Source organism: Streptomyces sp. NPDC005791 (genome assembly GCF_042871485.1).
Lineage (GTDB): Bacteria > Actinomycetota > Actinomycetes > Streptomycetales > Streptomycetaceae > Streptomyces.
This window is the reverse complement of record NZ_JBIAIP010000008.1, coordinates 1-25639: the sequence shown is the minus strand read 5'-3', so window position 1 is coordinate 25639 and position 25639 is coordinate 1. Positions and strand designations below refer to the sequence as shown.

The window sequence follows — 25639 nt, the reverse complement described above, 5'->3', positions numbered from 1 at the left end:
GCCCGGAAGGCTACGGGGGAGGGTCCCCGCCGGTCTTGTACGTTCTTGCACGCTCGCGCCGGTAGGCACCAGGGGGGACACCGACGATGCGGGTGAAGTGGCGGTTGAGATGGGGCTGGTCGGTGAAGCCGACGGCGGCCGCGGCCTCGGCGGGTGCGGTCCCCGCGTCGAGCATGCGCCGCGCACGGCGTACCCGCGCGTCGGTGAGCCAGGTGTGCGGGGGCATGCCGTACTGCTTCTTGAAGGCCCGCAGCAGTGCGAACGGGCTGGTGCCCAGCTCGGTCGCGAGCGCCTCCAAGGTCGGCGGCCGTTCCATCCGCTCCTCCAGTACGGCCCGCGCGCGGGCCGCGTCACGGCCGCCGGCGAAGTGCGACGCCCTGGCCTGCAGCACGCTGCCGTGACGGTCGAGCAGCCGGGCGACCAGGACGCGCAGCACACTGTCGGCGGCCAGGGCGTTGCCTTCTTCGGCGGCCCGGTGGACTTCGGTGATCAGCCTGGCCGGATACGGGTCCAGCACGCTGCTCTCGGTGAAGCCGACCGTGCCTCGCAGACCCGTCAGGTCGGCCGCGATGTCGTTGATCACCTGGGCGGAGGGGTAGAGCGTGGCGTACACCCATCCTTCGGGCACCCCGGCACGAGCGGTGTGCGGAACTTCCGGGTTGATCATGACGACGGTGCCCGGCCCGGCGTGCAGAGTGCTGCCGGGGAGACCGACGTGCTCGACACCGCTCGTGATCGTGGCGAGGACATGCCCCTCGTGGCTGTGGCGCGGAAAGGCGTGACGGACGTACCGGGCCCGCAGCAGATCGAGGTCGGGCAGCTCCGCGTACTGCCAGTGCCGCGCCCATTCCTGCGTCGTGTCGACCTCCGCCATACCTCGTATCCTCCCAGGTCCGGACAGATGACCGATGTCCGGGAAGACGAGCGACGGGCACGTCCACCGGCTGTTGTCAGTGGCGGGGTGCACGATGGGGGGCATGGCAGGTTCCGCACTCGACTCGTTCTCGCCCGCGACCCGCAGTTGGTTCACGGCTGCCTTCGCCGCGCCCACCGCGGCGCAGGAGGGCGCCTGGCGGGCCATCGGTGAGGGCTCGGACGTGCTGGTCGTCGCACCGACCGGATCGGGCAAGACGCTCGCTGCCTTTCTCGCCTCCCTGGACCGGCTCGCGGCTGTCCCGCCGCCTGCCGAGGCGAAGAAGCGCTGCCGGGTGCTGTACGTGTCACCGATGAAGGCGCTCGCCGTCGATGTGGAGCGGAACCTGCGTTCACCGCTGACCGGGATCCGTCAGGAGTCCGTGCGCCTGGGCCTGCCAGAGCCGGAGGTACGGGTCGGGATCCGTTCCGGCGACACCCCTCCGGCCGAGCGCCGGTCGATGGCGACGAAGCCTCCGGACATCCTGATCACGACCCCCGAATCGCTGTTCCTGATGCTCACCTCCTCGGCCCGGGAAGCGCTGGCCGGGGTCGAGACGGTGATCGTGGACGAGGTGCATGCCGTCGCGGGCACCAAACGCGGTGCCCATCTCGCCGTGTCCCTGGAGCGTCTGGACGAGCTGTTGCCACGGCCCGCGCGGCGCATCGGCCTGTCGGCGACCGTCCGCCCGGTCGACGAGGTCGCCAGGTTCCTGTCGCCGCAGCGGCGGGTGGAGATCGTCCAGCCTCCGTCAACCAAGGAGTTCGACCTCTCCGTCGTGGTCCCGGTGGAGGATCTCGGCGAACTGGGCGGTTCCCCCGCCACGGGTGACGAGGGTGGCCAGGCGGAGAAGCCGTCGATCTGGCCGCACGTCGAGGAGCGGATCGCCGATCTCGTGCAGTCGCACCGCTCCACGATCGTCTTCGCCAATTCCCGGCGTCTGGCGGAGCGCCTGTGCAACCGGCTGAACGAGATCGCCTACGAGCGGGCGACCGGCGCCGCGTTCGAGGAGGCTCCCCAGGCCGGCGAACCCCTCCCCGAGGCTCACTCCCCCGCCGAGATCATGGCCCAGTCGGGGGCCGCGAAAGGGGCGCCGCCCGTTCTCGCCCGCGCGCACCACGGCTCGGTGTCCAAGGAGCAGCGCTCCCAGGTCGAGGAGGACCTCAAGGCGGGTCGGCTGCCCGCCGTGGTGGCCACCTCCAGCCTGGAGTTGGGCATCGACATGGGCGCGGTCGACCTGGTGATCCAGGTCGAGTCGCCGCCGTCCGTGGCGTCGGGGCTGCAGCGGGTGGGGCGCGCCGGGCACCAGGTGGGCGCCGTGTCCACCGGTGTGGTCTTCCCCAAGTACCGCGGCGACCTGGTGCAGGCGGCCGTCGTCACCGAGCGGATGCGTGAGGGCTCCATCGAGGCTCTGCGGATCCCGTCCAACCCCTTGGACGTGCTCGCCCAGCAGATCGTCGCCACGGTCGCGCTCGACAGCTGGCAGGCCGACGACCTGCTCGCCCTCGCCCGCCGGGCAGCCCCCTTCGCCTCGCTTCCGGAATCGGCGTTCACCGCCGTGCTCGACATGCTCGCCGGACGCTATCCGTCCGACGCTTTCGCGGAGCTGCGGCCCCGTGTGGTGTGGGACCGCGTGACCGGTACGGTCACGGGCCGCCCCGGTGCCCAGCGGCTCGCCGTCACCTCGGGCGGCACCATTCCCGACCGCGGGCTCTTCGGTGTCTTCCTGGCCGGCGCGGACCCGAAGAAGGGTGGCGGACGCGTCGGTGAGCTGGACGAGGAGATGGTCTACGAGTCCCGGGTCGGCGATGTCTTCACGCTGGGCACCACGTCCTGGCGGATCGAGGACATCACCAGGGACAGGGTCCTGGTCTCGCCCGCTCCCGGAGTTCCGGGCCGACTGCCGTTCTGGAAGGGCGACCAGTTGGGCCGCCCGCTGGAGCTGGGCCGGGCGCTGGGCGCGTTCCTCCGGGAGCTCGGCGGGCTGTCGGCCGAGGACGCCCGGCTGCGGCTGCTCACCGCCGGGCTCGATGCCTGGGCGGCGGACAACATCCTGTCCTACCTCGACGAGCAGCGCCGGGCCTGCGGCCATGTCCCCGACGACCGCACGGTCCTGGTCGAAAGGTTCCGTGACGAGCTGGGCGACTGGCGCATCGTGGTGCATTCGCCGTTCGGCGCCCAGGTGCACGCCCCCTGGGCACTCGCCCTGTCCGCCCGGCTGGGTGAGCGGTACGGCATGGACGCACAGGTCATGCACGCGGACGACGGCATCGTGCTGCGGTTGCCCGACGCCGATCTGATGGGCCTCGACCTCCTCGACTTCGATCCGGTGCGGGCGGACGGACCCGGTGGGGCCGACGGCGACCACGGAAGCGCCGCTGCCGCCCCCGGTTTCCCCACCGCCGGATACGACAGCGAGCAGCCCCCCGTCGGGGCCACCGATGTGGTGTTCGACAAGGGTGAGATCAGCCAGGTCGTCACCGAACAGGTCGGTGGGTCGGCCCTGTTCGCATCCCGGTTCCGCGAATGCGCCGCACGGGCCCTGCTGTTGCCCCGGCGCAGCCCTGGAAAGCGCACCCCGCTGTGGCAACAGCGCCAGCGCGCGTCCCAGCTGCTGCAGGTGGCCTCCGAGTTCGGCTCGTTCCCGATCGTCCTCGAAGCCGTCCGTGAATGTCTGCAGGACGTCTTCGATGTTCCCGGCCTCACCGAGCTCATGGGCGACTTGGAGGCGCGCCGCGTCCGTCTGGTCGAGGTGACCACGACCGAGCCTTCGCCGTTCGCCCGCTCGCTCCTCTTCGGTTACGTCGCGCAGTTCCTGTACGAGGGCGATTCGCCCCTCGCCGAGCGGCGGGCGGCAGCCCTTTCGCTCGACTCCCATCTTCTGGCCGAGCTCCTCGGCCAGGCGGAGCTGCGCGAGCTGCTCGACGCCGACGTCCTGGGTGAGCTGGAGCGGGAGCTTCAGTGGCTGACCGACGACAGGAAGATCAAGGACGTCGAGGGAGTAGCCGATCTCCTGCGCGTCCTCGGCCCCCTCACCGAAGCCGAACTGGCGGAGCGTGGCGCGGAGCCGGCATGGGCACCGGAGCTGGCGACGGCCCGGCGCGCCATCCAGGTCCGCGTCGGCGGAGTCGCGCACTGGGCGGCCGTGGAGGACGCGGGCCGGCTGCGCGACGCACTCGGCACCGCGCTTCCTGTCGGTGTCCCCGAGGCGTTCACCGAGCCGGTCAAGGACCCGCTCGGCGACCTCCTCGCCCGGTACGCCCGTACGCACGGCCCGTTCACCACCACACAGGCGGCGAGCCGATTCGGTCTCGGTCCCGCCGTCACGGACGGGGCGCTGCAGCGGCTGGCCGCGTCCGGCCGCGTCGTCCAGGGCGAGTTCCACCCCGCGGGCATCGGCCAGGAGTGGTGCGATGCCACGGTCCTGCGACGGCTGCGCCGCCGTTCGCTCGCCTCGCTCCGCCAGGAGCTGGAGCCCGTTCCGCCCGCCGCGCTGGCCGGTTTCCTCCCCCAGTGGCAGCACCTCGGCGACAACAGTCTGCGCGGGATCGACGGGCTGGCCCGCGCCATCGAGCAGTTGCAGGGCGCCCCGGTCCCCGCGTCCGCCCTGGAGAAGCTGATCCTGCCGAGCCGGGTCGCGGGGTACACCCCCGCGATGCTCGACGAGCTCACCACCACCGGCGAGGTCGTCTGGGCGGGCGCGGGCGCCCTCCCGGGAAAGGACGGCTGGCTCTCCGTCTATCCGGCCGACAGTGCGCCTCTGCTCCTCCCACCGCCCCACCCGCTGGAGGAGACCGCGTTGCACGAGTCGGTTCTCACCGTCCTTTCCGGCGGGTACGGGCTCTTCTTCCGGCAGATCGCCGATCAGGTCCGGGCCACCACCCACCCGGACTGCGCCGATCCGCGGCTGGCCGACGCCCTCTGGGACCTGGTCTGGTCCGGTCGGCTCACCAACGACACGCTCGCCCCCTTGCGTGCGCTCCTGGGCTCAGGGCGCACGGCCGGCTCCACCGCACACCGCGCGAGACGCAATGTGCCGCGCGGCCGTTACGGGTCGCTGACCGCTGCCGCCCGTCCCGCGTCGCGCACCGGTCCGCCGACCGTGTCGGGCCGCTGGTCGCTGTTGCCCCCGGTCGAGCCCGAGCCGACCCATCGCGCGCATGCTCTGGCCCGGACGCTCCTCGACCGACATGGTGTGGTGACCCGCGGTGCGGTGCAGGCCGAAGGCGTGGAGGGCGGGTTCTCGGCGGTCTATCGCATCCTCGCCGCCTTCGAGGACAGCGGGCAGGCCCGCCGTGGCTATGTCGTCGAGGGACTGGGAGCGGCCCAGTTCGCCATGGACGGTGCTGTGGACCGGCTCAGGGCGGCCTCCACCGCACGCGACCGCTCGGACCCCGGCGCCACTCCGCACGCGCTGGTCCTCGCGGCGGCGGACCCAGCCAACGCGTACGGTGCCGCCCTGCCCTGGCCCGAGTCCCCGGACGGGGCGGGACACAAGCCGGGGCGCAAGGCAGGCGCACTGGTGGTCCTGGTGGACGGCGAGCTGACGCTGTACATGGAGCGCGGCGGCAAGTCCCTTCTCGCCTGGCCCACCGAGCCTGCCGATCCGGCTCTGCACGCCGCAGCGGCGGCGCTCGCGTCGGCGGCCCGCGCGGGGACGCTCGGCACGGTCACGGTGGAGCGCACCAACGGCGTCTCCGCGCTCACCTCGCCGCTGGGCCGCACTCTGGAGGGAGCCGGCTTCCTCGCCACGCCGCGAGGTCTACGGCTGCGCGCCTGAGGACGGCAGCGGTCCCAGGACGGCTGCGCGGCTGGAGGACACCGGCGGAACGGCCGCGCCACCACGCGCAGCCAGGTACGCGCATCATGGATGCATGCCCGAAGGTGACACCGTCCTGCAGACCGCCCGTCGTCTCGACACGGTACTCGCCGGTCGGGTACTGACGGCTTTCGACCTGCGCGTCCCGCGGTTCGCCACAGCCGACCTGACCGGGCGAACCGTGCTGGGCGTCACGTCGCGCGGCAAGCACCTGCTCACCAGGTTCCAGGGCGGCCTCAGCCTCCACAGCCATCTGCGCATGGACGGCGCCTGGCGCGTCTTCCATCACGGCGAGCGCTGGCGAGGCGGCCCCGCGCACCAGATCCGCGCCGTCCTCGCCACGGCGGAGCACACCGCCGTCGGCTACCGCCTGCCCGTCCTCGAGTTGCTCCGTACCGAGGACGAGGATCAGGTCGTCGGCCATCTCGGCCCGGACCTGCTGGGGCCCGACTGGGATCCGGACACCGCTCTGACCAATCTGCTCGCCGATCCTGGACGGCGCCTCGGTGACGCACTCCTGGACCAGCGCAACCTGGCCGGGGTCGGCAATGTCTACATGTGCGAGCTGTGTTTCATGGCCCGAGCGACGCCCTGGCTTCCCGTGGGCGAGCTGCCCCTGCCCGTCGCCACCCGCCTGGTCGGCACCGCCAAGCAGCTCCTGGAGGCCAACCGCGACCGGCCGGTACGAACCACGACCGCTGCGACCCAGGCCATGTCCCGCAGCCGCACACCGGAGCGTTTCTTCGTCTACGGACGGGCCGGCCGCCCCTGCCTACGCTGCCGCACACCCATCCGTCTGGCGGACCGCGACGACCGCCCCGCCTACTGGTGCCCGCACTGCCAGTCCGGACCCACCGGCTGAGAGCTGGTCCTGCCCACCGAGCCGGAGCGGCCCGCATGCCGGACCGTGATCCGCTGCGGGCGCACGACAACAGCTACGACACCTGGCCGCGCCGCCGGGCGCCCGCAGCCGGTATGCGGACGTCCTTCCGCCGTGCGACGCCCCTCACCCGACTCCGGGCGCTGATCCACCAGGAATCACCGAACAGCCCTCAGGTGGATATGTCCGACCGGGTGGCCTCGCTCCTCTCGGCACCTCGCTCCGGCCGCACCGCGGAGGACACGTGTACGGGCAGGAGGCTCAGCCCCCATCCGCCGGCCGCCACCGCGCCCTCGATCAGCCCGGCGTGCTCCGGCCGCACCAGCAGCCGGAGCACGGCCCACCACCACAGGCCACCGATGACGAGCGCCAAGACCCATCGCCACACCATGGCTGCCTCCTCCGCCGACGCTAGGGCGTGTTTCGAAAGTCCCGCCTGCCTGGCGACGCCTGGCACGCACGCTCGCCGCGTTGTCGGGATCACCCCGATACATCCAGTATCGGGGCGACCCTCCGCCTTGCGATCGCACGCACCAGACGCCGCCAGGCCCGCCCTTCGGGCGGACGGCGCTACTTTCGAAACACGCCCTAGTACGGCACGATCTCCTGGCGGCAGGGCGCATCGGCGCACTACCGGCGTGCGACCTGCCGACGGGGACGCCACTGCGTGCCCTCCCTTCGGACCAACCGTCGGGAGTCGGGGGGTCCACAACCGTCCCCCGCAGTTTCCCCCGGCTCCGCTTCGGCTGCATCCCACGTACCGGAACGCCGAGCGCTGACGCGCCACGGCCCCGGACATGCCGGTGCCCCCGGGATTCATCGAATCCGCCGGGGGTACCGGGTGGGCGCTCTCCCTACCTGTCGTCGTCGGTGAGGGAGTCCTTCATGCCCTTGGCGCGGTCGCCGGTCGCACCCAAGGTTTCCTCCGTCTTGGCCTTGGCCTGGTCGGACTTGCCTTCGGCTTCCTTGCGGCGGTCGCCGGTCACCTTGCCGGTCGCTTCCTTGGCCTTGCCCTTGAGCTTGTCCATGGCCTTCTTGTCCGTCACGGTGACTCCTTCCTCGCGTTCGCTCTCGAGTTCCTCGCGTGTGCACCCAGACACGCACAGCCTGGAACGCTCTCAGGCACGCACGGCCCGGAGCTTTCAGGCACTCTCCGCCTGGAACATCCACGCGTGCTTCTCAAGATCCGCAGTAAGGGTGATCAGGATGTCCTGGCTGATGGGGTCCGGCTCGTCGGTCGCCTCGATCCGCTCCCGCATACGGTCGATGACCACGCGGAGGGCGTCGACGAGAACCCGTACCGCGTCCACGTCCTTGATCCAGCCGTCAGGCACGGAATCGATGGCAGTGGTCTTGGCGAGCGTCCGGGACCGGCCGTCCGGGTTGACGCCGACCGCGGAAGCCCTCTCCGCCACCGTGTCCGAGTGCTGCCGCGCCGTGTCCACGACCTCGTCGAGCTGAAGGTGCACGGAGCGGAAGCGCGGGCCGACCACGTTCCAGTGGACCTGCTTGGCCACCAGGGAGAGGTCGACCAGGTCGACCAGGGCGCCTTGCAGCGCGTCTCCCACGACCTTGCGGTCGCCATCGGACAAGGCGCTCTTCACGACAGACATGCACTTCTCCGTTCAGATAGCTGTTCGGCCTACCATCTGTCCACCATGTCACATATGGAGCAAAACGGTCATACGGGTGACTGTCCCGAAGGATCATCTCCGTGAACCGTCGCCCGGCCTCACCCCGCGCCTGCCCCGCGAAAGGCGTCGCACACACCGCGGCACTCGAAAGCCCCGGCCGGCCCAGGAGGGCCGACCGGGGCTTCGTTCAGCACGGAACCACGCGGTCAGGCGGCGACGACGTCCACCGCTTCTGCGGGCGCCTTGATGGTCACCCGTCCCGTCGGTACGCCGGCGACCGACGCGACAGAGACGGAATTGAGCATCGGGCGCACCGGCGCAGGCACCGCATCACTGGCTGCTGCCGACTCGGCCAGCTCGGCCAGCGAGAGTTCATCGCTCACTTCTCGCATGAGCTCGGACATCCGTACGTCCAGCGCGTCGCAAATGGCGGAGAGCAGTTCGGAGGATGCCTCCTTCTGCCCCCGCTCCACCTCGGAGAGATAGCCGAGCGAGACTCGGGCGGACGAGGAGACTTCGCGCAGAGTACGGCCTTGGCGCTGGCGCTGCCGACGCAGCACGTCACCAAGCAGGCGACGGAGCAGAATCATCGGTGGCTCCCTCCTCGGACCGCGTAGCCGCATCCTTCACGCCCCACCGTACCGCCTTGCGCCGCGGCCGTGCGGGGAGTGATGTCGTGTTCTCTCAGGGCTGCAAACATCAATTCCCCACGTTCTGTTCCGTATTCTGTGCCCTCACATTTTCGCCGAGTTCGCCGGAGAGCAGCTCGAGCAGGCTCCGCACAGTCTCCTTACGGATGTCCGCCCGCCCGCCGTTCAACCGCAGCTCGGCCTCTTTCCGTACACCGCCCGGCCCGGAAACGGCTATGAAAACCGTCCCGACGGGCTTGCCGTCCTGCGGCTCCGGGCCCGCGACCCCGGTGGTCGAGACGCCCCAGTCCGCACCGAGGACCCGGCGCACACCGGCGGCCATCGCCTGGGCGACCTCCGGGTCCACCGCTCCGCGCGCGGCCAGCAGCTCACCGTCGACACCCAGCACGTCCCGCTTCAAGGGTGTGGCGTAGGCCGTGACAGACCCGCGGAAGCCCTGCGAGGCTCCCGGCACGGAAGTCAGCTCGGCCGCCACCAGGCCACCGGTGAGGGATTCGGCGACACCGAGCGTCTCACCGCGCTCCCGAAGCCGCCGCAGCACTTGGGCCGCCGCGGACATCACCGCTCCGCCTCCGCAGCGCCCCTGCTGCCCGCCACACGGTCCCCGACCGGTTCCCCGGCGGACTCCACGGCCGCGCCTTCGGCCGCCGCGCCCACTTCGTCCGTGGCGCGCCGCTCGGCGGCGTCCTCCACGTCCACTGCCGCCGCGACCGCCGCGACGGCCGCGGCTCGTCCGGCCGCGAGCCCGCGGCGGCGCAGCACGACGGCCTGGCGCACGTAGTCGAGACCGGTGACGACCGTCAGCACGACGGCGGCCATCATCACCCAGAAGCGCAGGGTGGCCAGGGGGCCCGTCAGTGCCAGAACGTACATGCCCACAGCGATGCCCTGGGCCAGGGTCTTCATCTTCCCGCCGCGGCTGGCCGGGATCACCGAGTGCCGGATGACCCAGAAACGCATGAGCGTGATGCCGAGCTCGCGGAACAGGATCACGCCGGTGATCCACCACGGGAGGTCACCGAGCGAGGACAGACAGATCAGTGCCGCTCCCATGATCGCCTTGTCGGCGATCGGGTCGGCGATCTTCCCGAAATCGGTGACCAGGTTGTACGTGCGCGCCAGATGGCCGTCGAAGACATCGGTGATCATCGCGACGGCGAAGGCCGCCCAGGCGAACGCCCGCCAGACCGGGTCGTAGCCGCCGTCGTGCAGCAGGAGCATGACGAAGCCCGGGACGAGCAGCAGCCGGACCATCGTGAGGATGTTCGCGATGTTCCACAGGCCGGCCTGGTTGACGGCCGCCGCACCCAGCTTGCCGCTGCGGGGCGCCGGCGTCGCGCCGGAGCCGCCTGCCGCGGTCGCCGGGGCTCCCGTCATCTGGCCGCCTCCGCAAGCTCGTGGTGTTCGGCCACGAGGTCCACTCCCTCGGTGCCCACTGCCTTGGCTTCGACCATACGGCCCGGCACGAGGCCTTCGCGTGCGGTGAAGACGACCTGGCCGTCCGTTTCCGGCGCCTGGTGTGCGGCTCGGCCCACCGCCACGGGTCCGTCCTCGTCGGACTCCACGGACTCGACGAGCACCTGAAGCGTCTCGCCGACCCGCTCCTCGGCCCGCTGAGAGGTCAGCTCCTCCGCGAGTTGCGAGATGTGCGCGAGGCGCTCCGCGATGACGTCGGCGTCCAGCTTGTTCTCGTAACCGACCGCCTCGGTGCCCTCCTCGTCGGAGTAGCCGAAGACCCCGATGGCGTCCAGACGCGCGCCGGTGAGGAAGCGTTCCAGCTCGGCGAGATCGGCCTCGGTCTCCCCGGGGAATCCCACGATGAAGTTCGACCGCGCACCGGCCTGCGGCGCCTTCGTCCGAATGGTGTCGAGGAGTTCGAGGAAACGGTCCGTGTCACCGAATCGACGCATCGCGCGCAGGACCCCGGGGGCGGAGTGCTGGAACGACAGGTCGAAGTAGGGAGCGACCTTGGGCGTCGAGGTGAGTACGTCGATCAGCCCCGGCCGCATCTCGGCAGGCTGCAGGTAGCTGACGCGGATCCGCTCGATGCCGTCGACTTCGGCGAGCTCGGGCAGCAGGGTCTCCAGCAGCCTGATGTCCCCGAGGTCCTTGCCGTACGAGGTGTTGTTCTCGGAGACGAGCATGACCTCCTTGACGCCCTGCTCGGCGAGCCAGCGGGTTTCGCCGAGTACGTCGGAGGGGCGCCGCGAGATGAACGAGCCGCGGAAGGACGGGATGGCGCAGAAGGAGCAGCGCCGGTCGCAGCCCGAGGCGAGCTTCACCGAGGCGACCGGACTGGTCCCCAGCCTGCGGCGCAGAGGGGCTCGCGGCCCGGAGACCGGCGCGACGCCTTCCGGCAGGTCTGCGGGGGCCGGCGCGATCTCCTGGGAGTGTCCCGGCAGCGCGACGGCGGCGTCCTGCCGCTCGGCCGGGCTGATCGGCAGCAGCTTGCGCCGGTCGCGCGGGGTGTGGGAAGCGTGGATGCCACCGTTGAGGATGGTCTGCAGACGGTCGGAGATGTCGGCGTAGTCGTCGAATCCGAGGACTCCGTCCGCTTCGGGCAGTGCCTCGGCCAGGTCCTTGCCGTAGCGCTCGGCCATACAGCCGACGGCCACAACGGCCTGGGTTCTGCCATGATCCTTGAGATCGTTGGCTTCGAGCAGGGCGTCGACGGAGTCCTTCTTGGCGGCCTCGACGAACCCACAGGTGTTGACGACGGCGACATCCGCGTCCGTGGCGTTCTCGACGAGCTCCCAGCCGTCCGCTGCCAAGCGGCCTGCAAGCTCCTCCGAGTCCACCTCGTTACGGGCGCAGCCGAGAGTGACAAGGGCGACGGTACGGCGTTCGGGCATGGGCTCAAGACTACTTTGTCCCGGCACTCGCCCTGCCGTGCAGGGTTCACCGCTACGGGGAGTGACCGGGCGGCCGGTGAAGCCGGGGAACACGCGCAACGCCGACGGTGAGTGTCCAGCAGGATCGCCAGGCACTCACCGTCGGGAAATCACGGGCGAAAAGGTCAGCCGACCTCGGGGTCACCCTTGGTGTACGAAAGCCTTTCCACCTGCCCCGATTCGAACTGATCGTCGATCTTCTTGCCGTTCACGAAGAGATCGATCGCTCCGGCGTCACCGAGGACGAGGTCGACCCGCTCCTTGTCCTGAAAGGTCTTGGAGTCTCCCTGGGCCAGCAGACCGTCGAAGAGCAGTCGTCCGTTGTGGTCCTTGGCGGAGATCCAGCTCTTGCCTTCGGTGGCGCTGAGCCTGACCGTCACCTTGTCCCGCGGAGCTGCGGCGATGGCGCTCTCGGAGGGGACGGGCTTGGGGTCGGCGGGCTTGGTCGTGGTGGGCTCGGGAGTGGTCCGGTCGGATGTCGAACCGTCGGCGACCTGCGCCGAGCCCGAACCCTCGTCCTCGCCGCTGAAGAGCGTGAAGCCGACGAATCCGACCACGGCGACGATCGCCGCGACCATGGCCGCGGTCCAGTTGGGCCGGCGGGGGTCGGAGCGGATCCGCTCCGCCTCGAACAGCGGCGCCGCGGGCGTGGGTGCGGGACGGCCGCCGTGCTCGGCGTCGAACTCCGCGATCAGCGGATCGGGGTCGAGCCGGACGGCGCGGGCGAGCATACGGATGTGGCCGCGGGCATACACGTCGCCGCCGCAGCGGGAGAAGTCGTCCTCCTCGATCGCGTGCACGATGGGGATGCGCACCCGGGTGGAGCTGCTGACTTCCTCGACCGTCAGACCTGCGGCGATACGGGCCTGCTGAAGCACGCGACCGATGGAAGGCCGGTCGTCTTCTGGGGAGTTGCCGATGGACACGGGGGCGCCTTTCGAGCGTGAGCCACCTGCTGGATGTTCAGTCTAGGGGTGGTACGAAAGGGTGGGGCAACCGGGAGCGACGACTTTGTACGCCATCGGGTTCGCCGGACAGCCCCTCGGGCAGGAAAGCTGACGGAGCGCAAGACGGATCATCCCGCTGCTCCTCCTCTCAACTTGACGTACGGCCGGGCGAAACGGTTGCCCGGAAAACTCTTACGGAGCCGTTTCCCCCCGGATGACGGCCAGCACACCGTCGAGTTCGTCCGGTTTCACCATGACATCACGCGCCTTGGAACCCTCGCTGGGACCCACGATGTTGCGTGACTCCATCAGGTCCATCAGCCGACCGGCCTTCGCGAAGCCGACCCGCAGCTTGCGCTGGAGCATCGATGTGGAGCCGAACTGGGTGGACACGACCAGTTCGGCCGCCTGGCAGAGCAGATCGAGGTCGTCGCCGATGTCCTCGTCGATCTCCTTCTTCTGCTTCGTGCCCACCACCACGTCCTCGCGGAAGACCGGCGCCATCTGATCCTTGCAGTGCTGGACGACAGCCGCCACCTCGGCCTCGGTGACGAAGGCCCCCTGCATACGGGTCGGCTTGTTGGCTCCCATCGGCAGGAACAGGCCGTCGCCCTTCCCGATGAGCTTCTCGGCGCCCGGCTGGTCGAGGATGACCCGGCTGTCCGCGAGCGACGAGGTCGCGAAGGCCAGCCGGGAGGGCACGTTCGCCTTGATCAGACCGGTCACGACGTCGACCGAGGGTCGCTGGGTGGCGAGCACCAGATGGATGCCGGCTGCGCGCGCCAGCTGGGTGATCCGGACGATGGAGTCCTCGACGTCACGCGGGGCCACCATCATGAGGTCGGCCAGCTCGTCCACGATGACCAGCAGATAAGGGTAGGGCGAAAGCTCCCGCTCGCTCCCCTCGGGTGCCTTGGCCTTCCCGGTGCGCACCGCGTGGTTGAAGTCGTCGATGTGCCGGAAGCCGTAGGCCGCGAGGTCGTCGTAGCGGAGGTCCATCTCCCGTACGACCCACTGGAGCGCCTCGGCCGCCTTCTTCGGATTGGTGATGATGGGCGTGATGAGATGCGGAATGCCCTCGTAGGCGGTGAGCTCGACCCGCTTCGGGTCGACGAGCACCATCCGCACGTCCTCCGGCGTCGCCCGCACCATGACCGAGGTGATCAGACAGTTGATACAGGAGGACTTGCCGGAACCGGTCGCACCGGCGACAAGGACGTGCGGCATGTTCGCCAGATTGGCCATCTCGTAGCCGCCCTCGACGTTCTTGCCGAGTGCGACCAGCATGGGATGGTCGTCCTCCGCCGCGTCCGCGAGGCGCAGGACGTCACCGAGATTGACCATCTCCCGGTCGGAGTTGGGGATCTCGATACCGACCGCGGACTTGCCGGGGATCGGGGAAATGATCCGGACGTCCGGACTGGCGACGGCATAGGCGATGTTCTTGGTGAGGGCGGTGATCCGCTCGACCTTGACGGCGGGACCGAGTTCCACCTCGTAGCGGGTGACGGTCGGACCGCGTGTGAAGCCGGTGACGGAGGCATCGACCTTGAACTCCGTGAAGACGGTGGTCAGTGAGGCGACGACCGCGTCATTGGCGGCGCTGCGTGTCTTTCCGGGACCACCCCGCTCCAACAGGTCCAGCGAGGGCAGCGAGTAGGTGATGTCGCCGGAGAGCTGGAGCTGTTCGGCGCGGGCGGGGAGCGACTCGGACCGCTCGGGGACGGGTTTCGTCAGATCGGGAACTCCGCCGGAGGACGACGAGTCCTTCGCCGAACCCTTCTCGTAGCCCTTGTCCCCGGACGAAGGCTTCACGGGTGACCGCGCACCGGGGACCGGTGTCCCCGTGCGGTCCCGGTCCCGCTCAGTGGAGACGCCCTGGGTCAGATCGGCGACGACCGGCGACGGGGGCATACCGTTGAGCACCGCCCCGTCGAGCGCCGCGGCCGCGGCCGCGGCGACGTCGACGGCGTCCATGGTGCGGTTCATCGCGGGCTGGGCGGACGGCTTGCGCCTACGCCGCCTGGCCGGCGCCTCACCCCCGGCGTGCTCCGGGTCGTACACGCCGTCCGGATCCGATCCCCCGGCCGAGGAGCGCCGGGAGCGCCCGGGCAGCGCCTCACGCCACTGTTCGTCGTACCGCTCGTCGTCGTTCCCGTCCTCCACGCCCGGTACGTACACCGGTTCGGCGATGCCGAGTCTGACGCCGAGCTGCCGCAGCCGCCGGGGGATGGCGTTGACCGGCGTGGCGGTGACGACGAGGAGCCCGAAGACCGTCAGCAGCAGAAGCAGCGGGACCGCGAGAACCTCGCCCATCATGAAGACGAGGGGCTGGGAAGCACCCCACCCGATGAGTCCGCCCGCGTCCTGCATGGCCCCGGTCCCGTCCTCACGGCCGGGCGATCCGCAGGCGATGTGGACCTGCCCGAGGACACCGATGACGAGAGCGGAGAGCCCGATGACGATACGGCCGTTGGCCTCGGGCTTCTCCGGGTAGAGGATCAGCCGCACGGCGACGGCGCCCAGCAGTATCGGCACCAGCAGATCGAGCCGGCCGAACGCCCCGGTCACCAGCATCTCGACGAGATCGCCGACGGGTCCCCGCAGATGCGACCAGGTGCCCGCCGCCACGACCAGGGCGAGCCCCAGGAGCAGCAGGGCGACTCCGTCCTTGCGGTGTGCCGGGTCCAGCCCCTTGGCGCCGCGCCCTATGGAGCGGAACACCGCCCCGACGCCGTGCGCGGTACCCAGCCACAGCGCCCGGACGAGCCTGTACACACCCCCCGTGGGGGACGGCGCCGGCTTGGGCGCGGCCTTCTTGACCGCGACCTTCTTGGCGGGTGCCCTTTTCGCGGACGCGGTCTTCTTCGCCGCCGCCTTCTTGGCGGGCGCGACTTTCTTCGCCGGTCCCTGGGTGCGACCGGCACGCTTCGCGGTGCCCGCCGTGCCCAGGGAACCCTTGCCGGACGTACGTGAGGCCATGTGACTGAGGTTACCGGTGCCGACGCCTGTAGACACGTGTGCCTACGGCTTCACCCGTCCGTGTCGCCCGCGCACAGGCGCGGAACTGACGCACCCTCAGTCGCCGCAGGTCAGCTCTGCGAGGGCAGGGTGGCCGCGGAACCGCCCGTCCCGGGCTCCAGCGCGTCGAGCGCCCGGCGCAGTCCGGTGAGCTTGCGCTCGAGATGCGCGGCGGTGGCCACCGCGGCCGCGTCCGCCGATTCGTCGTCCAGCTGCTTCGACAGAGCCTCAGCCTGCTCCTCGACGGCTGCGAGCCGTGCCGAGAGCTCCGCGAGCAGACCGGCGGGCTCCTTCTCGTCAGCGCCCTGATGGGCGCCGCCCTCGAGCTGGAGCCGCAGCAACGCCGCCTGCTCGCGCAGCTGGCAGTTCTTCATGTACAGCTCGACGAAGACCGAGACCTTGGCGCGCAGCACCCAGGGGTCGAAGGGCTTCGAGATGTAGTCCACCGCACCCGCCGCATAACCCCGGAAGGTGTGATGCGGGCCGTGGTTGATCGCGGTCAGGAAGATGATCGGGATGTCCCGGGTCCGCTCCCGCCGCTTGATGTGCGCGGCCGTCTCGAATCCGTCCATGCCGGGCATCTGTACGTCCAGCAGAATGACCGCGAAATCGTCCGTGAGCAGCGCCTTGAGCGCTTCCTCCCCTGACGATGCCCGAACCAGTGTCTGATCGAGCGCAGAGAGGATGGCCTCCAGCGCCAGCAGATTCTCCGGCCGGTCATCGACCAGGAGGATCTTGGCCTTCTGCACCATGGCCCGTCCTCCTCGCCCCGGAATCGCACCGGGTGCCGCCCCAGGGGACGACTCCCTTACGCCGTCCGTCCTTGTGCCGGTCATGGTAGCCGCACCCCGCCCGTCGCCACACCCTGTCACCGCGATGTCACTGTGCACATAGCGAAAACGCGGTTGAAGACCAGAAGGTTCCCCGGAAACCGCTCACTCACACCCTTCCGGGCGCAGCAGGCAGGCGGATTCCGGTGAGCCACTCCCCGCCCGGTCACTCTCCGCGCATCCAGTTCTCCATCACCGACAGCAAATGATCGGAATCGACCGGCTTGGTCACGTAGTCGGAGGCTCCGCAGTCGATCGCCTTCTCACGGTCGCCCTTCATGGCCTTCGCGGTCAGCGCGACGATCGGCAGCCCTGCGAACTGCGGCATCCGGCGGATCGCCGTCGTCGTCGCGTAGCCATCCATCTCGGGCATCATGATGTCCATCAGAACGATCGTCACATCATCGTGCTGTTCGAGGACTTCGATGCCCTCCCGCCCGTTCTCCGCGTACAGCACCGACAGGCCGTGCTGCTCCAGCACACTGGTGAGGGCGAAGACGTTGCGGATGTCGTCGTCGACGATCAGCACCTTCTCCCCGTGGAAACGGAACGTCCGGCGGGGCTCCTGTTCCTCCTGCGCGCTCTGCACCCACTCCTCCGGCGCCGCGCTCTCCGCCGCCGGCCTGCTGTTCGCCAGGGCGGGGCGCTGAGCCGCTCCCCCCAGGGCCTTGCGCCGGCGCCGGAACACCCCGGCGGAATTCGCGGGGTCGCCCAGGGGCTGCTCGGCCCCGCTGCCCTGCGACGCCTCCCGGTGCAGGGTGCCCTCGGCAGAGCTCGCGTGGACCTCGATGGGGCCCGGCCCCATCTGCGGATAGCCCTGCGGCGGCAGCTCGCTCGGGTTCAGGGGGAGGTACAACGTGAAGGTCGACCCCCGCCCCGGTTCGCTCGCCGCGTGGATCTCGCCGCCCAGCAGACGGGCGATCTCCCGGCTGATGGAAAGGCCGAGGCCGGTCCCCCCGTACTTGCGGCTGGTCGTACCGTCCGCCTGCTTGAACGCCTCGAAGATCACCAGCATCTTGCTGGACGCGATGCCGATCCCGGTGTCCGTGACCGAGAACGCGATCAGGTCCCCGTCGGCGTCACGCAGCGAACCGGCCTCCAGCAGATGCTCCCTGATGGCGTTCGGCACATCGGCGCCGGCCGGCCGGATGACCAGCTCCACCGCGCCGCTGTCGGTGAACTTCACCGCGTTGGACAAGAGGTTGCGCAAGACCTGCAGCAGCCGTTGTTCGTCCGTGTGCAGCGTGGCGGGGAGCTCCGGGGACACCCGTACGGAGAAGTCGAGCCCCTTCTCCGCGGTGAGCGGCCGGAACGTCGCCTCCACGTAGTCGACCAGCTGCACCAGGGCGATCCGGGTCGGACTGACGTCCATCTTGCCCGCCTCGACCTTGGACAGGTCGAGGATGTCGTTGATCAGCTGGAGCAGGTCGGAACCCGCCCCGTGGATCGTCTCGGCGAACTCCACCTGCTTCGGCGAGAGATTGCCCTCGGCGTTGTCCGCGAGCAGCTTGGCCAGGATGAGCAACGAGTTGAGCGGTGTACGCAGCTCGTGCGACATGTTGGCCAGGAACTCGGACTTGTAGCGCATCGAGACGGCGAGCTGCTCGGCGCGCTCCTCCAGGACCTGCCGCGCCTCCTCGATCTCGGTGTTCTTCACCTCGATGTCGCGGTTCTGCTGAGCCAGCAGTTCCGCCTTCTCCTCCAGTTCGGCGTTGGAGGCCTGCAGGGCCTTCTGGCGGTTCTCGAGCTCCTGCGAACGGTCGCGCAACTGCTCGGTGAGCTCCTGGGACTGTTCGAGGAGCTTCTCCGTCTTCGTGTTGACGCTGATGGTGTTGACGCTCGTGGCGATCATCTCGGCGAGCTGGTTGAGGAAGTCCCGCTGGATGTGTGTGAACGGCTGGAACGACGCCAGCTCGATGACGCCCAGTACCTTGCCCTCGAAGAGCACCGGAAGCACGATCACGTGCGCCGGAGGGGCCTCGCCGAGCCCTGAGGAGATCTTCAGATAGCCCGGCGGCACGTTGTCCACCTGGATCGTCCGCTTCTCCTCGGCCGCCGTGCCGATGAGCGTCTCACCGGGCCGGAAGGAGGTGGGCATGGAACCCGCCGAATAGCCGTAACTGCCGCGCATGCGCAACTCGTACGAGCTCTCGTCACCGGCGTCCGACCCGACCTCGTCCCCGTCGCCGGTCGTCATGGCCAGGAAGAACGCGCCGTGCTGGGCGGAGACCACCGGCGTCAGCTCGCTCATGATCAGCGAGGCGACGTCGTCCAGGTCCCGGCGGCCCTGCATCAACCCGGAGATCCGGGCGAGGTTGCCCTTGAGCCAGTCCTGCTCCTTGTTGGCCAGCGTGGTGTCACGCAGATTGGCGATCATCGTATTGATGTTGTCCTGCAGGACCTGGATCTCTCCGGCCGCGTCGACATCGATCTTGAGGTTGAGATCGCCGCGGGTCACCGCGGTGGCGACGGCGGCGATGGCGCGCACCTGACGGGTCAGGTTCCCGGCCATCTCGTTCACCGACTCGGTGAGGTCGCGCCAGGTTCCGTCGACGTCGCGGACCCGCGCCTGCCCGCCCAGCTGCCCCTCGGTGCCCACCTCGCGGGCCACCCTGGTCACCTGCTCGGCGAACGAGGAGAGCTGGTCGACCATCGTGTTGATGGTGTTCTTCAGCTCCTGGATCTCACCCCGCGCATCGATGTCGATCTTCTTGGTGAGATCGCCCTTGGCGATGGCCGTGGTGACCGTGGCGATCTGGCGCACCTGCCCGGTCAGGTTCGACGCCATCGAGTTCACCGACTCGGTGAGGTCCTTCCACGTACCAGAGACTCCCGGGACACGTGCCTGGCCACCCAGCTCCCCCTCGGTGCCCACCTCACGGGCCACCCGGGTCACCTCGTCGGCGAACGAGGACAGCGTCGTCACCATCGTGTTGACGGTGTCGGCGAGTTCGGCGACCTCGCCACGTGCCTCGACCGTCACCTTCTTCGTCAGGTCACCGTTGGCGACCGCGGAGGAGACCCGGGAGATGTTGCGTACCTGACTGGTCAGGTTGTTGGCCATCAGGTTGACGTTGTCGCTGAGGTCCTTCCAGATGCCCGTCGCGCCGCGCACCCGGGCCTGACCGCCGAGGATGCCCTCGGTACCCACCTCACGGGCGACCCTCGTCACCTCGTCGGCGAAGTTGAGCAGCTGGTCGACCATCGTGTTGACCGTCGTCACCAGTTCGAGGATCTCGCCCTTGGCGTCCACGGTGATCTTCTTGGAGAGATCACCCTTCGCGACCGCTGTGGTCACCTCGGCGATGTTGCGCACCTGAAGGGTGAGGTTGTTCGCCATCCCGTTGACGGACTGGGTGAGGTCCTTCCACGTACCGGAGACGCCCTGCACCTCCGCCTGTCCGCCGAGGATCCCCTCCGTGCCCACCTCACGGGCCACCCGGGTCACCTGCTCCGCGAAGTTGGAGAGCTGGTCGACCATGGTGTTGAGGGTGTTCTTGAGCTCGAGGATCTCTCCCCGGGCGTCCACATCGATCTTCTGCGACAGGTCACCCCGCGCCACCGCCGTGGCGACCTGTGCGATGTTACGGACCTGGGCGGTGAGGTTCCCGGCCATACCGTTCACCGAGTCGGTCAGGTCGCGCCACACCCCTGCCACGCCGGGCACCTGGGCCTGGCCGCCGAGACGGCCGTCCGTGCCCACCTCACGGGCCACCCGCGTGACCTGGTCGGCGAAGGCGGAGAGCTGGTCGACCATCGTGTTGATGGTGTTCTTCAGTTCCAGGATCTCGCCCCGGGCGTCCACATCGATCTTCTGCGACAGGTCACCCCGCGCCACCGCCGTGGTCACCTGGGCGATCTGGCGCACCTGGGAGGTGAGGTTCCCGGCCATGAAGTTGACGGAGTCGGTGAGTTCCTTCCACGTCCCGGAGACACCGTCGACACGCGCCTGACCGCCCAGGCGGCCCTCCGTGCCCACGTCCCGGGCCATCCGCGTGACCTGGTCGGCGAAGTTGGACAGCTGCGCCACCATCGTGTTGACGGTGTTCTTGAGCTCCAGCATCTCGCCGGCCACGTCGACGGTGACCTTCTGCGACAGATCACCGTTGGCGACGGCCGTGGTCACCTGCGCGATGTCTCGCACCTGGCCCGTGAGGTTACGGAAGGCGGTGTTCACCGAGTCGGTCAGGTCCTTCCACGTCCCCGCCGCGCCCGGTACCTCGGCCTGACCGCCGAGGCGGCCCTCCACGCCGACCTCACGGGCGACGCGCGTCACCTCCGAACCGAATGCCTGGAGCTGGTCCACCATGGTGTTGACGGTGTTCTTGAGCTCCAGCATCTCGCCGGCCACGTCGACGGTGACCTTCTGCGTCATGTCACCGCTGGCCACCGCGGTGGTCACCTGCGCGATGTCTCGCACCTGCGTCGTCAGGTTCCGGAAGACCGTGTTCACCGAATCGGTGAGGTCCTTCCAGGTTCCCGCCGCACCCGGTACCTGGGCCTGGCCGCCGAGCAGACCCTCGCCACCGACCTCGCTCGCCACGCGCGTCACCTCGTCGGCGAAGGTACGCAGCGTCTCGGTCATCTGGTTGATGGTCTCGGCGAGCTGGGCGACCTCACCGCGGGCGCTCACCGTGACCTTCTGCGAAAGATCGCCGTTGGCGACGGCCGTCGTCACCTCGGCGATACCGCGTACCTGGGACGTGAGGTTCCCGGCCATCGTGTTGACGGAGTCGGTGAGGTCCTTCCAGACCCCCGCCACCCCTGGCACGGTCGCCTGCCCGCCCAGTTCACCCTCGGTGCCCACCTCACGCGCGACTCGCGTCACCTCGGAGGAGAACGACGACAGCTGGTCCACCATCGTGTTGACGGTGTTCTTGAGCTGCAGCATCTCACCGGCCACATGGACGGTGACCTTCCGCGACAGGTCCCCCTTGGCCACGGCCGTCGTCACCAGGGCGATGTCGCGCACCTGCGCGGTGAGCCGGTAGGCCATGGTGTTCACGGAGTCCGTGAGGTCCTTCCACGACCCGGACATGCCGCGGACCTGGGCCTGACCGCCCAGCTTGCCCTCGGTACCCACCTCGACCGCGACCCGCGTCACCTGCTCGGTGAACGCGGAGAGCTGGTCGACCAGGTTGTTGACCGTCCGGGCGACCTTCAGGAACTCCCCGCGCAACGGGCGCACGGTCTCGTCCGGCGCGTGGGTACGCAGTTCCATCCGTTGCTCGAGGTCACCGTCGGCGACGGCGGAAAGGACGCGTCCCACTTCGGACACGGGCCGCGCCAGGTCGTCGACGAGCTCGTTGGAGGCGTCGATCGCGGCCGCCCAGGAGCCCTCGCAGGCACCGGTTTCCAGGCGCTCGGTGAGCTTCCCTTCACGCCCGACCACACGCCGTACACGGGCCAGCTCGCCCGTCAGGTGCAGATTGCGGTCGGCCACCTCGTTGAAGACCGCGGCGATCTCCGTGAGCACGCCGTCACCGGAGACGGTGAGCCGCCTGCGGAAGTTGCCGTCACGCATCGCCACGAGGGCCGCGAGCAGTCTGTTGAGAGCTGCCGCATCCACATCGATGGTCCCATTGCGCTGTTTCTTCACGGACTGCCCGCCTTTTGTGCGCGTTCCTGAACCCCGCGCCGCCACGCCAGACTCCACCGTGTCCCTCCCGCAGGGGTTGACCGTATCGCTCGGGCCGTTGTCGGAAGCTTGCTCACTTCCACTTTGGCGCACCGCCACAGCACACCGTCAACGGGTAACTATGCGGTCGTCAAATCGTTGAAACGTACCAGGCCGGAGCGGGAGGGCGAGGAAAGTCTCCTGGTCGTCCCATTTCCCTCACCGGGGCCGCCAGGTTGTGCGCCCGGCGCACAACCGCCGACCGTCCTGCGTACCCAAGTCCGCCCTCGTGTACCCGGGACACCTGACGAGCGTCTAGCCTGGCAGACGAATCGAAGCGGCGAGATACGGGCACAGGACTCGGGGAAGCGACGAGACACCATATGGGGAGTGCTGTGATCACCGCGCGCGCGGCTGCCACCTTCGATCCGGTCGGACGCTCGGTCGCGACCGCCCGCGCATTCGTCCGCGACACCCTCCAGGGGTGGGGTTACACGGACGTCGTTGACGACGCCGTCGTTCTTACCAGTGAACTCGTGACCAATGCGGTCGTGCACGCCGGCACGGCCGCCGACGTGCTGTGTCTGCGCACCGAGGACGGCGTACGCGTCGAGGTCTCCGACCACTACCCGGAGCGGGAGGTCCCGCTGCAGAGTTCCGGTCTCGATTTCGGCAGCCCGGACCGTGAGGGCGGCCGTGGCCTGCTCCTCTGTGCGGCTCTCGCTTCCCGCTGGGGCGTCGAGTACACCCCGACGCACAAGCACGTCTGGTTCCAGCTCGATCTTCCCGAACGACCCGTGGGTGTGCGCTCGGCGAGCCCGGTGCTGCCCACCGCGCTCCTGCCGGTGGCGGAACAGCGTGTGCGGGTGGCCGTCGTCCAGATCGACGGATCCGGCTCCATCGCCTCGTGGAACGACGACGCCTCCTTCCTCTTCGGGTACGCCGCGGAACAGGTCGAGGGCAAGCAACTCACCGACTTCGTGGCGTGGCCCCACACCCCGGGCACCAGTACCGGTATCGCCGACGCGCTGCGACTCTCCCGGTGGGAAGGCAGCTACGGCATCCGTGGCGCCGACGGTCGTGTCATCCCCGTCTACGCCTCCCACCTCAGAGTCCGTGACGCCGGCGGCGAGCCCTCCACCGTCTGTCTGCTCGTGCGTGACTACGAACGCGCCGTTCTCCAGACGCCGGTGCGCGCCCCCGTGTCCGACTCCTCGGCCGAGAACCGTAGTACGGACCCCTTCGAGATCTTCATCGGCTCACCGGCCCCCGACGACCTCGACGGGCTGTTGCAGCGCACGGTCGAGCGGGCGCGCGACATGCTGGACGCCGACGCCGCCTTCCTGCTGTTGGCGACCGATGACGAGACGGAGCTGGAGGTCCGCGCGACCACCGGTCTGCCGTCGGCCCGCCAGCGCTTCGCACGCGTTCCTGTGGAGGCGGGCACGGGTCGCTACGGATCCGCTCGCATGCCCGCCGTCCACGAGGACCTCACCGTCGTACCGGGCGCCGTACCGCTGCTCAGCGACACCGGTATGCGGTCCGTCGTCACGGTCCCCCTCAAGGTCGAGGGCCGTCTCACCGGCTCCCTCGGGGTCGCGGCCGAAGCCGCCGGGCGATACTCCAACGAGGAGGCCCTGCGGCTGCAGTTCGCCGCCGACCGCATCGCGCTGGCCGTCGAGTCGGCGAGGCTGGGTGAGCTGGAACGCCTGCGCCGCGGCTCGCTGTCCTTCCTCGTCGAGGCATCCGATCTGCTGGCCGGCACGTTGGACAGGGATCAGACACTGGCGCTCATGGCGCAGATGACCGTGCCCACCCTGGCGACCTGGTGCGCCGTCTACACCATCGCGGACCAGTCCTCCGAGCCGTACCTCTCCTATGTCCTCCATGAGGACGAGGAGCGCATCGACGGCTTGAAGGCCCTGCTCTCCTCCATCGACCCCCCGGACCCCGTCCCGGCCCCTGGCGCCCGCATCTGGCCCGCGCCGACGGAAGCCGGTCAGCAGGCCGCTATGCGCACGTCCAAGCGCACCCTGGGCAGGGACGCGCCCCTGAGCATGGGTGCGGCCGCCCGTACCGTCCTGGCGACCGCGGTTGCCGTGGGGGGCGAGACCGTCGTCCTGCCGCTCGTGGCGCGGAACCGTGTGATCGGCATGCTCACGCTCGGCAAGCCGTCCGACGAACACTTCCGCCAGGAGATCCTGGAGCTGGCCGAGGACCTGTCCCGACGGGCGGCCCTGGCCCTCGACAACGCTCGTCTGTACTCGGAGCGCATGGCCATCAGCCAGTCGCTCCAGAGGAGCCTGCTGCCGCCCGGCCTGCCCGATGTGCCGAACGTCGAGATCGAGGTCATCTACCGTGCGGCCGGTGAGGGCAACGAGGTCGGCGGCGACTTCTACGACGTCTTCCCCATCCGCGACGGGGCTTACGGCTTCGCCATCGGCGACGTCTGCGGTACGGGCCCGGAGGCGGCAGCCGTCACGGGCCTGGCCCGCCACGCCCTTCGCCTGCTCGCCCGCGAGGGCTTCGGGGGCCCTGCTGTGCTGGAGCGGCTCAACGCCGCCATCCTGGACGAGGGCGCGCGCAGCCGCTTCCTCACGCTGCTCTACGGGGAGTTGTGGCCCCAGGAGGACGGAAGCGCTCTTCTGAAGGTGGTCTGCGCCGGCCACCCGCTCCCCCTGCGTCTGCGCCAGGACGGCTCCGTGGAGGCTGCGGCCGAACCGCAGCCGCTGCTGGGAGTCATCGAGGACCTCGAGCTGTACGAGCAGGAAGTCACCCTGGAGCACGGCGACGTACTCCTGTGTGTGACCGACGGAGTCACCGAACGCCGCGAGGGGGCCCGCATGCTGGGTGACGACGGTCTGGCCGATGTCCTCGCCATGTGTACCGGTCTGACGGCCGGCGCGGTGGCGGGCCGGATCCTTCGGGCCGTCGAACGCTTCGCCGCGGAGCCCGCATCCGACGACATGGCCATCCTGGCCATGCGCGTCCCGGAGCCTCACACCCTCTAGCGCTTCCTCCGCACACGAGAAAGGCCCCCGCCACAGGCGGGGGCCTTTCTTGGTGTTGAGCCCCAATGCGGAATCGAACCGCAGACCTTCTCCTTACCATGGAGACGCTCTACCGACTGAGCTATTGGGGCCTGCTGCCTTGCGGCAACGAGCTAAAGCATACCCTGAACGAGCGGGTGCTCAAAACCAGCGGTTCTTAGCTCCCGCACCAGCGGTTCGCGGCTTTCGCCGACGCCTGACCGCGGTCCACTTCCGCCTCGTCAGCCTCGTCAGCCTCGTCCGAGCACCGACGCACCACTCACCGGCCGGCCAGGCCAGCATACGTTTCGGCCTGTGAACGCAGAAAAGCCCCGTGCCACAAGGGCACGGGGCTTTCCCGGAATAATTGTTCGGCGGCGTCCTACTCTCCCACAGGGTCCCCCCTGC

15 protein-coding genes and 1 tRNA gene are annotated in these 25639 nt (G+C 69.5%); 3 read left to right on the top strand and 13 right to left on the bottom strand.

Going from position 1 to position 25639, the window contains the following annotated elements; all coding sequences use genetic code 11:
• Positions 1-10: 10 nt before the first annotated feature.
• On the bottom strand, positions 11-874 hold the full coding sequence (locus ACFYSH_RS17195; protein WP_359466165.1) for an AraC family transcriptional regulator: 864 nt from the start codon (positions 872-874) through the stop codon (positions 11-13).
• Between the two features lie 103 nt (positions 875-977).
• On the opposite strand from ACFYSH_RS17195, the gene ACFYSH_RS17190 reads away from it, so the two are divergent.
• Positions 978-5693: a DEAD/DEAH box helicase gene (locus ACFYSH_RS17190; protein ID WP_359466167.1), complete on the top strand. Its 4716-nt coding sequence runs from the start codon at positions 978-980 to the stop codon at positions 5691-5693.
• 94 nt (positions 5694-5787) lie between these two features.
• Positions 5788-6594 (top strand): DNA-formamidopyrimidine glycosylase family protein, encoded by an 807-nt coding sequence (locus tag ACFYSH_RS17185; RefSeq protein WP_359466168.1) that lies wholly within the window; start codon positions 5788-5790, stop codon positions 6592-6594.
• A 190-nt stretch (positions 6595-6784) separates the two neighbouring features.
• Here the strand turns inward: ACFYSH_RS17185 and ACFYSH_RS17180 are convergent, their stop codons facing one another.
• The 11 genes from ACFYSH_RS17180 to ACFYSH_RS17130 all read right to left on the bottom strand — a co-directional run bounded on the left by ACFYSH_RS17180 (position 6785) and on the right by ACFYSH_RS17130 (position 22184).
• A complete protein-coding gene (locus tag ACFYSH_RS17180) occupies positions 6785-7003 on the bottom strand; it encodes a hypothetical protein (protein ID WP_359466170.1) in 219 nt (72 codons plus the stop codon).
• Between the two features lie 463 nt (positions 7004-7466).
• The gene (locus ACFYSH_RS17175) at positions 7467-7658 is read right to left on the bottom strand and encodes a CsbD family protein (protein ID WP_388753342.1); all 192 of its coding nucleotides are present in this window, start codon (positions 7656-7658) and stop codon (positions 7467-7469) included.
• Positions 7659-7754: 96 nt separating this feature from the next.
• Positions 7755-8225 (bottom strand): DNA starvation/stationary phase protection protein, encoded by a 471-nt coding sequence (locus ACFYSH_RS17170; RefSeq protein ID WP_359478948.1) that lies wholly within the window; start codon positions 8223-8225, stop codon positions 7755-7757.
• A 227-nt stretch (positions 8226-8452) separates the two neighbouring features.
• Positions 8453-8836 (bottom strand): helix-turn-helix transcriptional regulator, encoded by a 384-nt coding sequence (locus tag ACFYSH_RS17165; protein ID WP_359478951.1) that lies wholly within the window; start codon positions 8834-8836, stop codon positions 8453-8455.
• A 109-nt stretch (positions 8837-8945) separates the two neighbouring features.
• Positions 8946-9455, bottom strand: coding sequence for a nicotinamide-nucleotide amidohydrolase family protein (locus ACFYSH_RS17160; protein WP_359478954.1), 510 nt, complete (start codon positions 9453-9455; stop codon positions 8946-8948).
• Entirely contained in the window at positions 9455-10273 is an 819-nt protein-coding gene (gene pgsA / locus ACFYSH_RS17155; protein WP_359478962.1) for a CDP-diacylglycerol--glycerol-3-phosphate 3-phosphatidyltransferase, read from the bottom strand. The genes ACFYSH_RS17160 and pgsA overlap by 1 nt, the downstream gene beginning before the upstream one ends.
• Positions 10270-11748: a 30S ribosomal protein S12 methylthiotransferase RimO gene (gene rimO / locus ACFYSH_RS17150; RefSeq protein ID WP_359478965.1), complete on the bottom strand. Its 1479-nt coding sequence runs from the start codon at positions 11746-11748 to the stop codon at positions 10270-10272. The genes pgsA and rimO overlap by 4 nt, the downstream gene beginning before the upstream one ends.
• Positions 11749-11912: 164 nt before the next feature.
• Positions 11913-12713, bottom strand: coding sequence for a RodZ domain-containing protein (locus ACFYSH_RS17145; RefSeq protein WP_359478968.1), 801 nt, complete (start codon positions 12711-12713; stop codon positions 11913-11915).
• Between the two features lie 213 nt (positions 12714-12926).
• Positions 12927-15716, bottom strand: coding sequence for a DNA translocase FtsK (locus ACFYSH_RS17140; RefSeq protein ID WP_388753337.1), 2790 nt, complete (start codon positions 15714-15716; stop codon positions 12927-12929).
• 110 nt (positions 15717-15826) lie between these two features.
• Positions 15827-16507 (bottom strand): response regulator, encoded by a 681-nt coding sequence (locus ACFYSH_RS17135; protein WP_359478974.1) that lies wholly within the window; start codon positions 16505-16507, stop codon positions 15827-15829.
• 244 nt (positions 16508-16751) lie between these two features.
• On the bottom strand, positions 16752-22184 hold the full coding sequence (locus ACFYSH_RS17130) for a HAMP domain-containing protein (RefSeq protein WP_359478977.1): 5433 nt from the start codon (positions 22182-22184) through the stop codon (positions 16752-16754).
• Between the two features lie 413 nt (positions 22185-22597).
• Here ACFYSH_RS17130 and ACFYSH_RS17125 point away from each other — a divergent pair, with 413 nt between their 5' ends.
• Positions 22598-25213, top strand: coding sequence for a SpoIIE family protein phosphatase (locus ACFYSH_RS17125; protein ID WP_359478980.1), 2616 nt, complete (start codon positions 22598-22600; stop codon positions 25211-25213).
• 58 nt (positions 25214-25271) lie between these two features.
• Here the strand turns inward: ACFYSH_RS17125 and ACFYSH_RS17120 are convergent.
• Positions 25272-25344, bottom strand: a tRNA-Thr gene (locus ACFYSH_RS17120).
• Positions 25345-25639: the final 295 nt, after the last annotated feature.

Bases quoted from the DNA above. Each gene is read 5' to 3' on its own strand.
- ACFYSH_RS17160 (WP_359478954.1), bottom strand. From the start codon at position 9,455: ATGTCCGCGGCGGCCCAAGTGCTGCGGCGGCTTCGGGAGCGCGGTGAG.
- ACFYSH_RS17165 (WP_359478951.1), bottom strand. From the start codon at position 8,836: ATGATTCTGCTCCGTCGCCTGCTTGGTGACGTGCTGCGTCGGCAGCGC.
- ACFYSH_RS17140 (WP_388753337.1), bottom strand. From the start codon at position 15,716: ATGGCCTCACGTACGTCCGGCAAGGGTTCCCTGGGCACGGCGGGCACC.
- ACFYSH_RS17195 (WP_359466165.1), bottom strand. From the start codon at position 874: ATGGCGGAGGTCGACACGACGCAGGAATGGGCGCGGCACTGGCAGTAC.
- pgsA (WP_359478962.1), bottom strand. From the start codon at position 10,273: ATGACGGGAGCCCCGGCGACCGCGGCAGGCGGCTCCGGCGCGACGCCG.
- ACFYSH_RS17170 (WP_359478948.1), bottom strand. From the start codon at position 8,225: ATGTCTGTCGTGAAGAGCGCCTTGTCCGATGGCGACCGCAAGGTCGTG.
- ACFYSH_RS17180 (WP_359466170.1), bottom strand. From the start codon at position 7,003: ATGGTGTGGCGATGGGTCTTGGCGCTCGTCATCGGTGGCCTGTGGTGG.
- ACFYSH_RS17190 (WP_359466167.1), top strand. From the start codon at position 978: ATGGCAGGTTCCGCACTCGACTCGTTCTCGCCCGCGACCCGCAGTTGG.
- rimO (WP_359478965.1), bottom strand. From the start codon at position 11,748: ATGCCCGAACGCCGTACCGTCGCCCTTGTCACTCTCGGCTGCGCCCGT.
- ACFYSH_RS17185 (WP_359466168.1), top strand. From the start codon at position 5,788: ATGCCCGAAGGTGACACCGTCCTGCAGACCGCCCGTCGTCTCGACACG.
- ACFYSH_RS17135 (WP_359478974.1), bottom strand. From the start codon at position 16,507: ATGGTGCAGAAGGCCAAGATCCTCCTGGTCGATGACCGGCCGGAGAAT.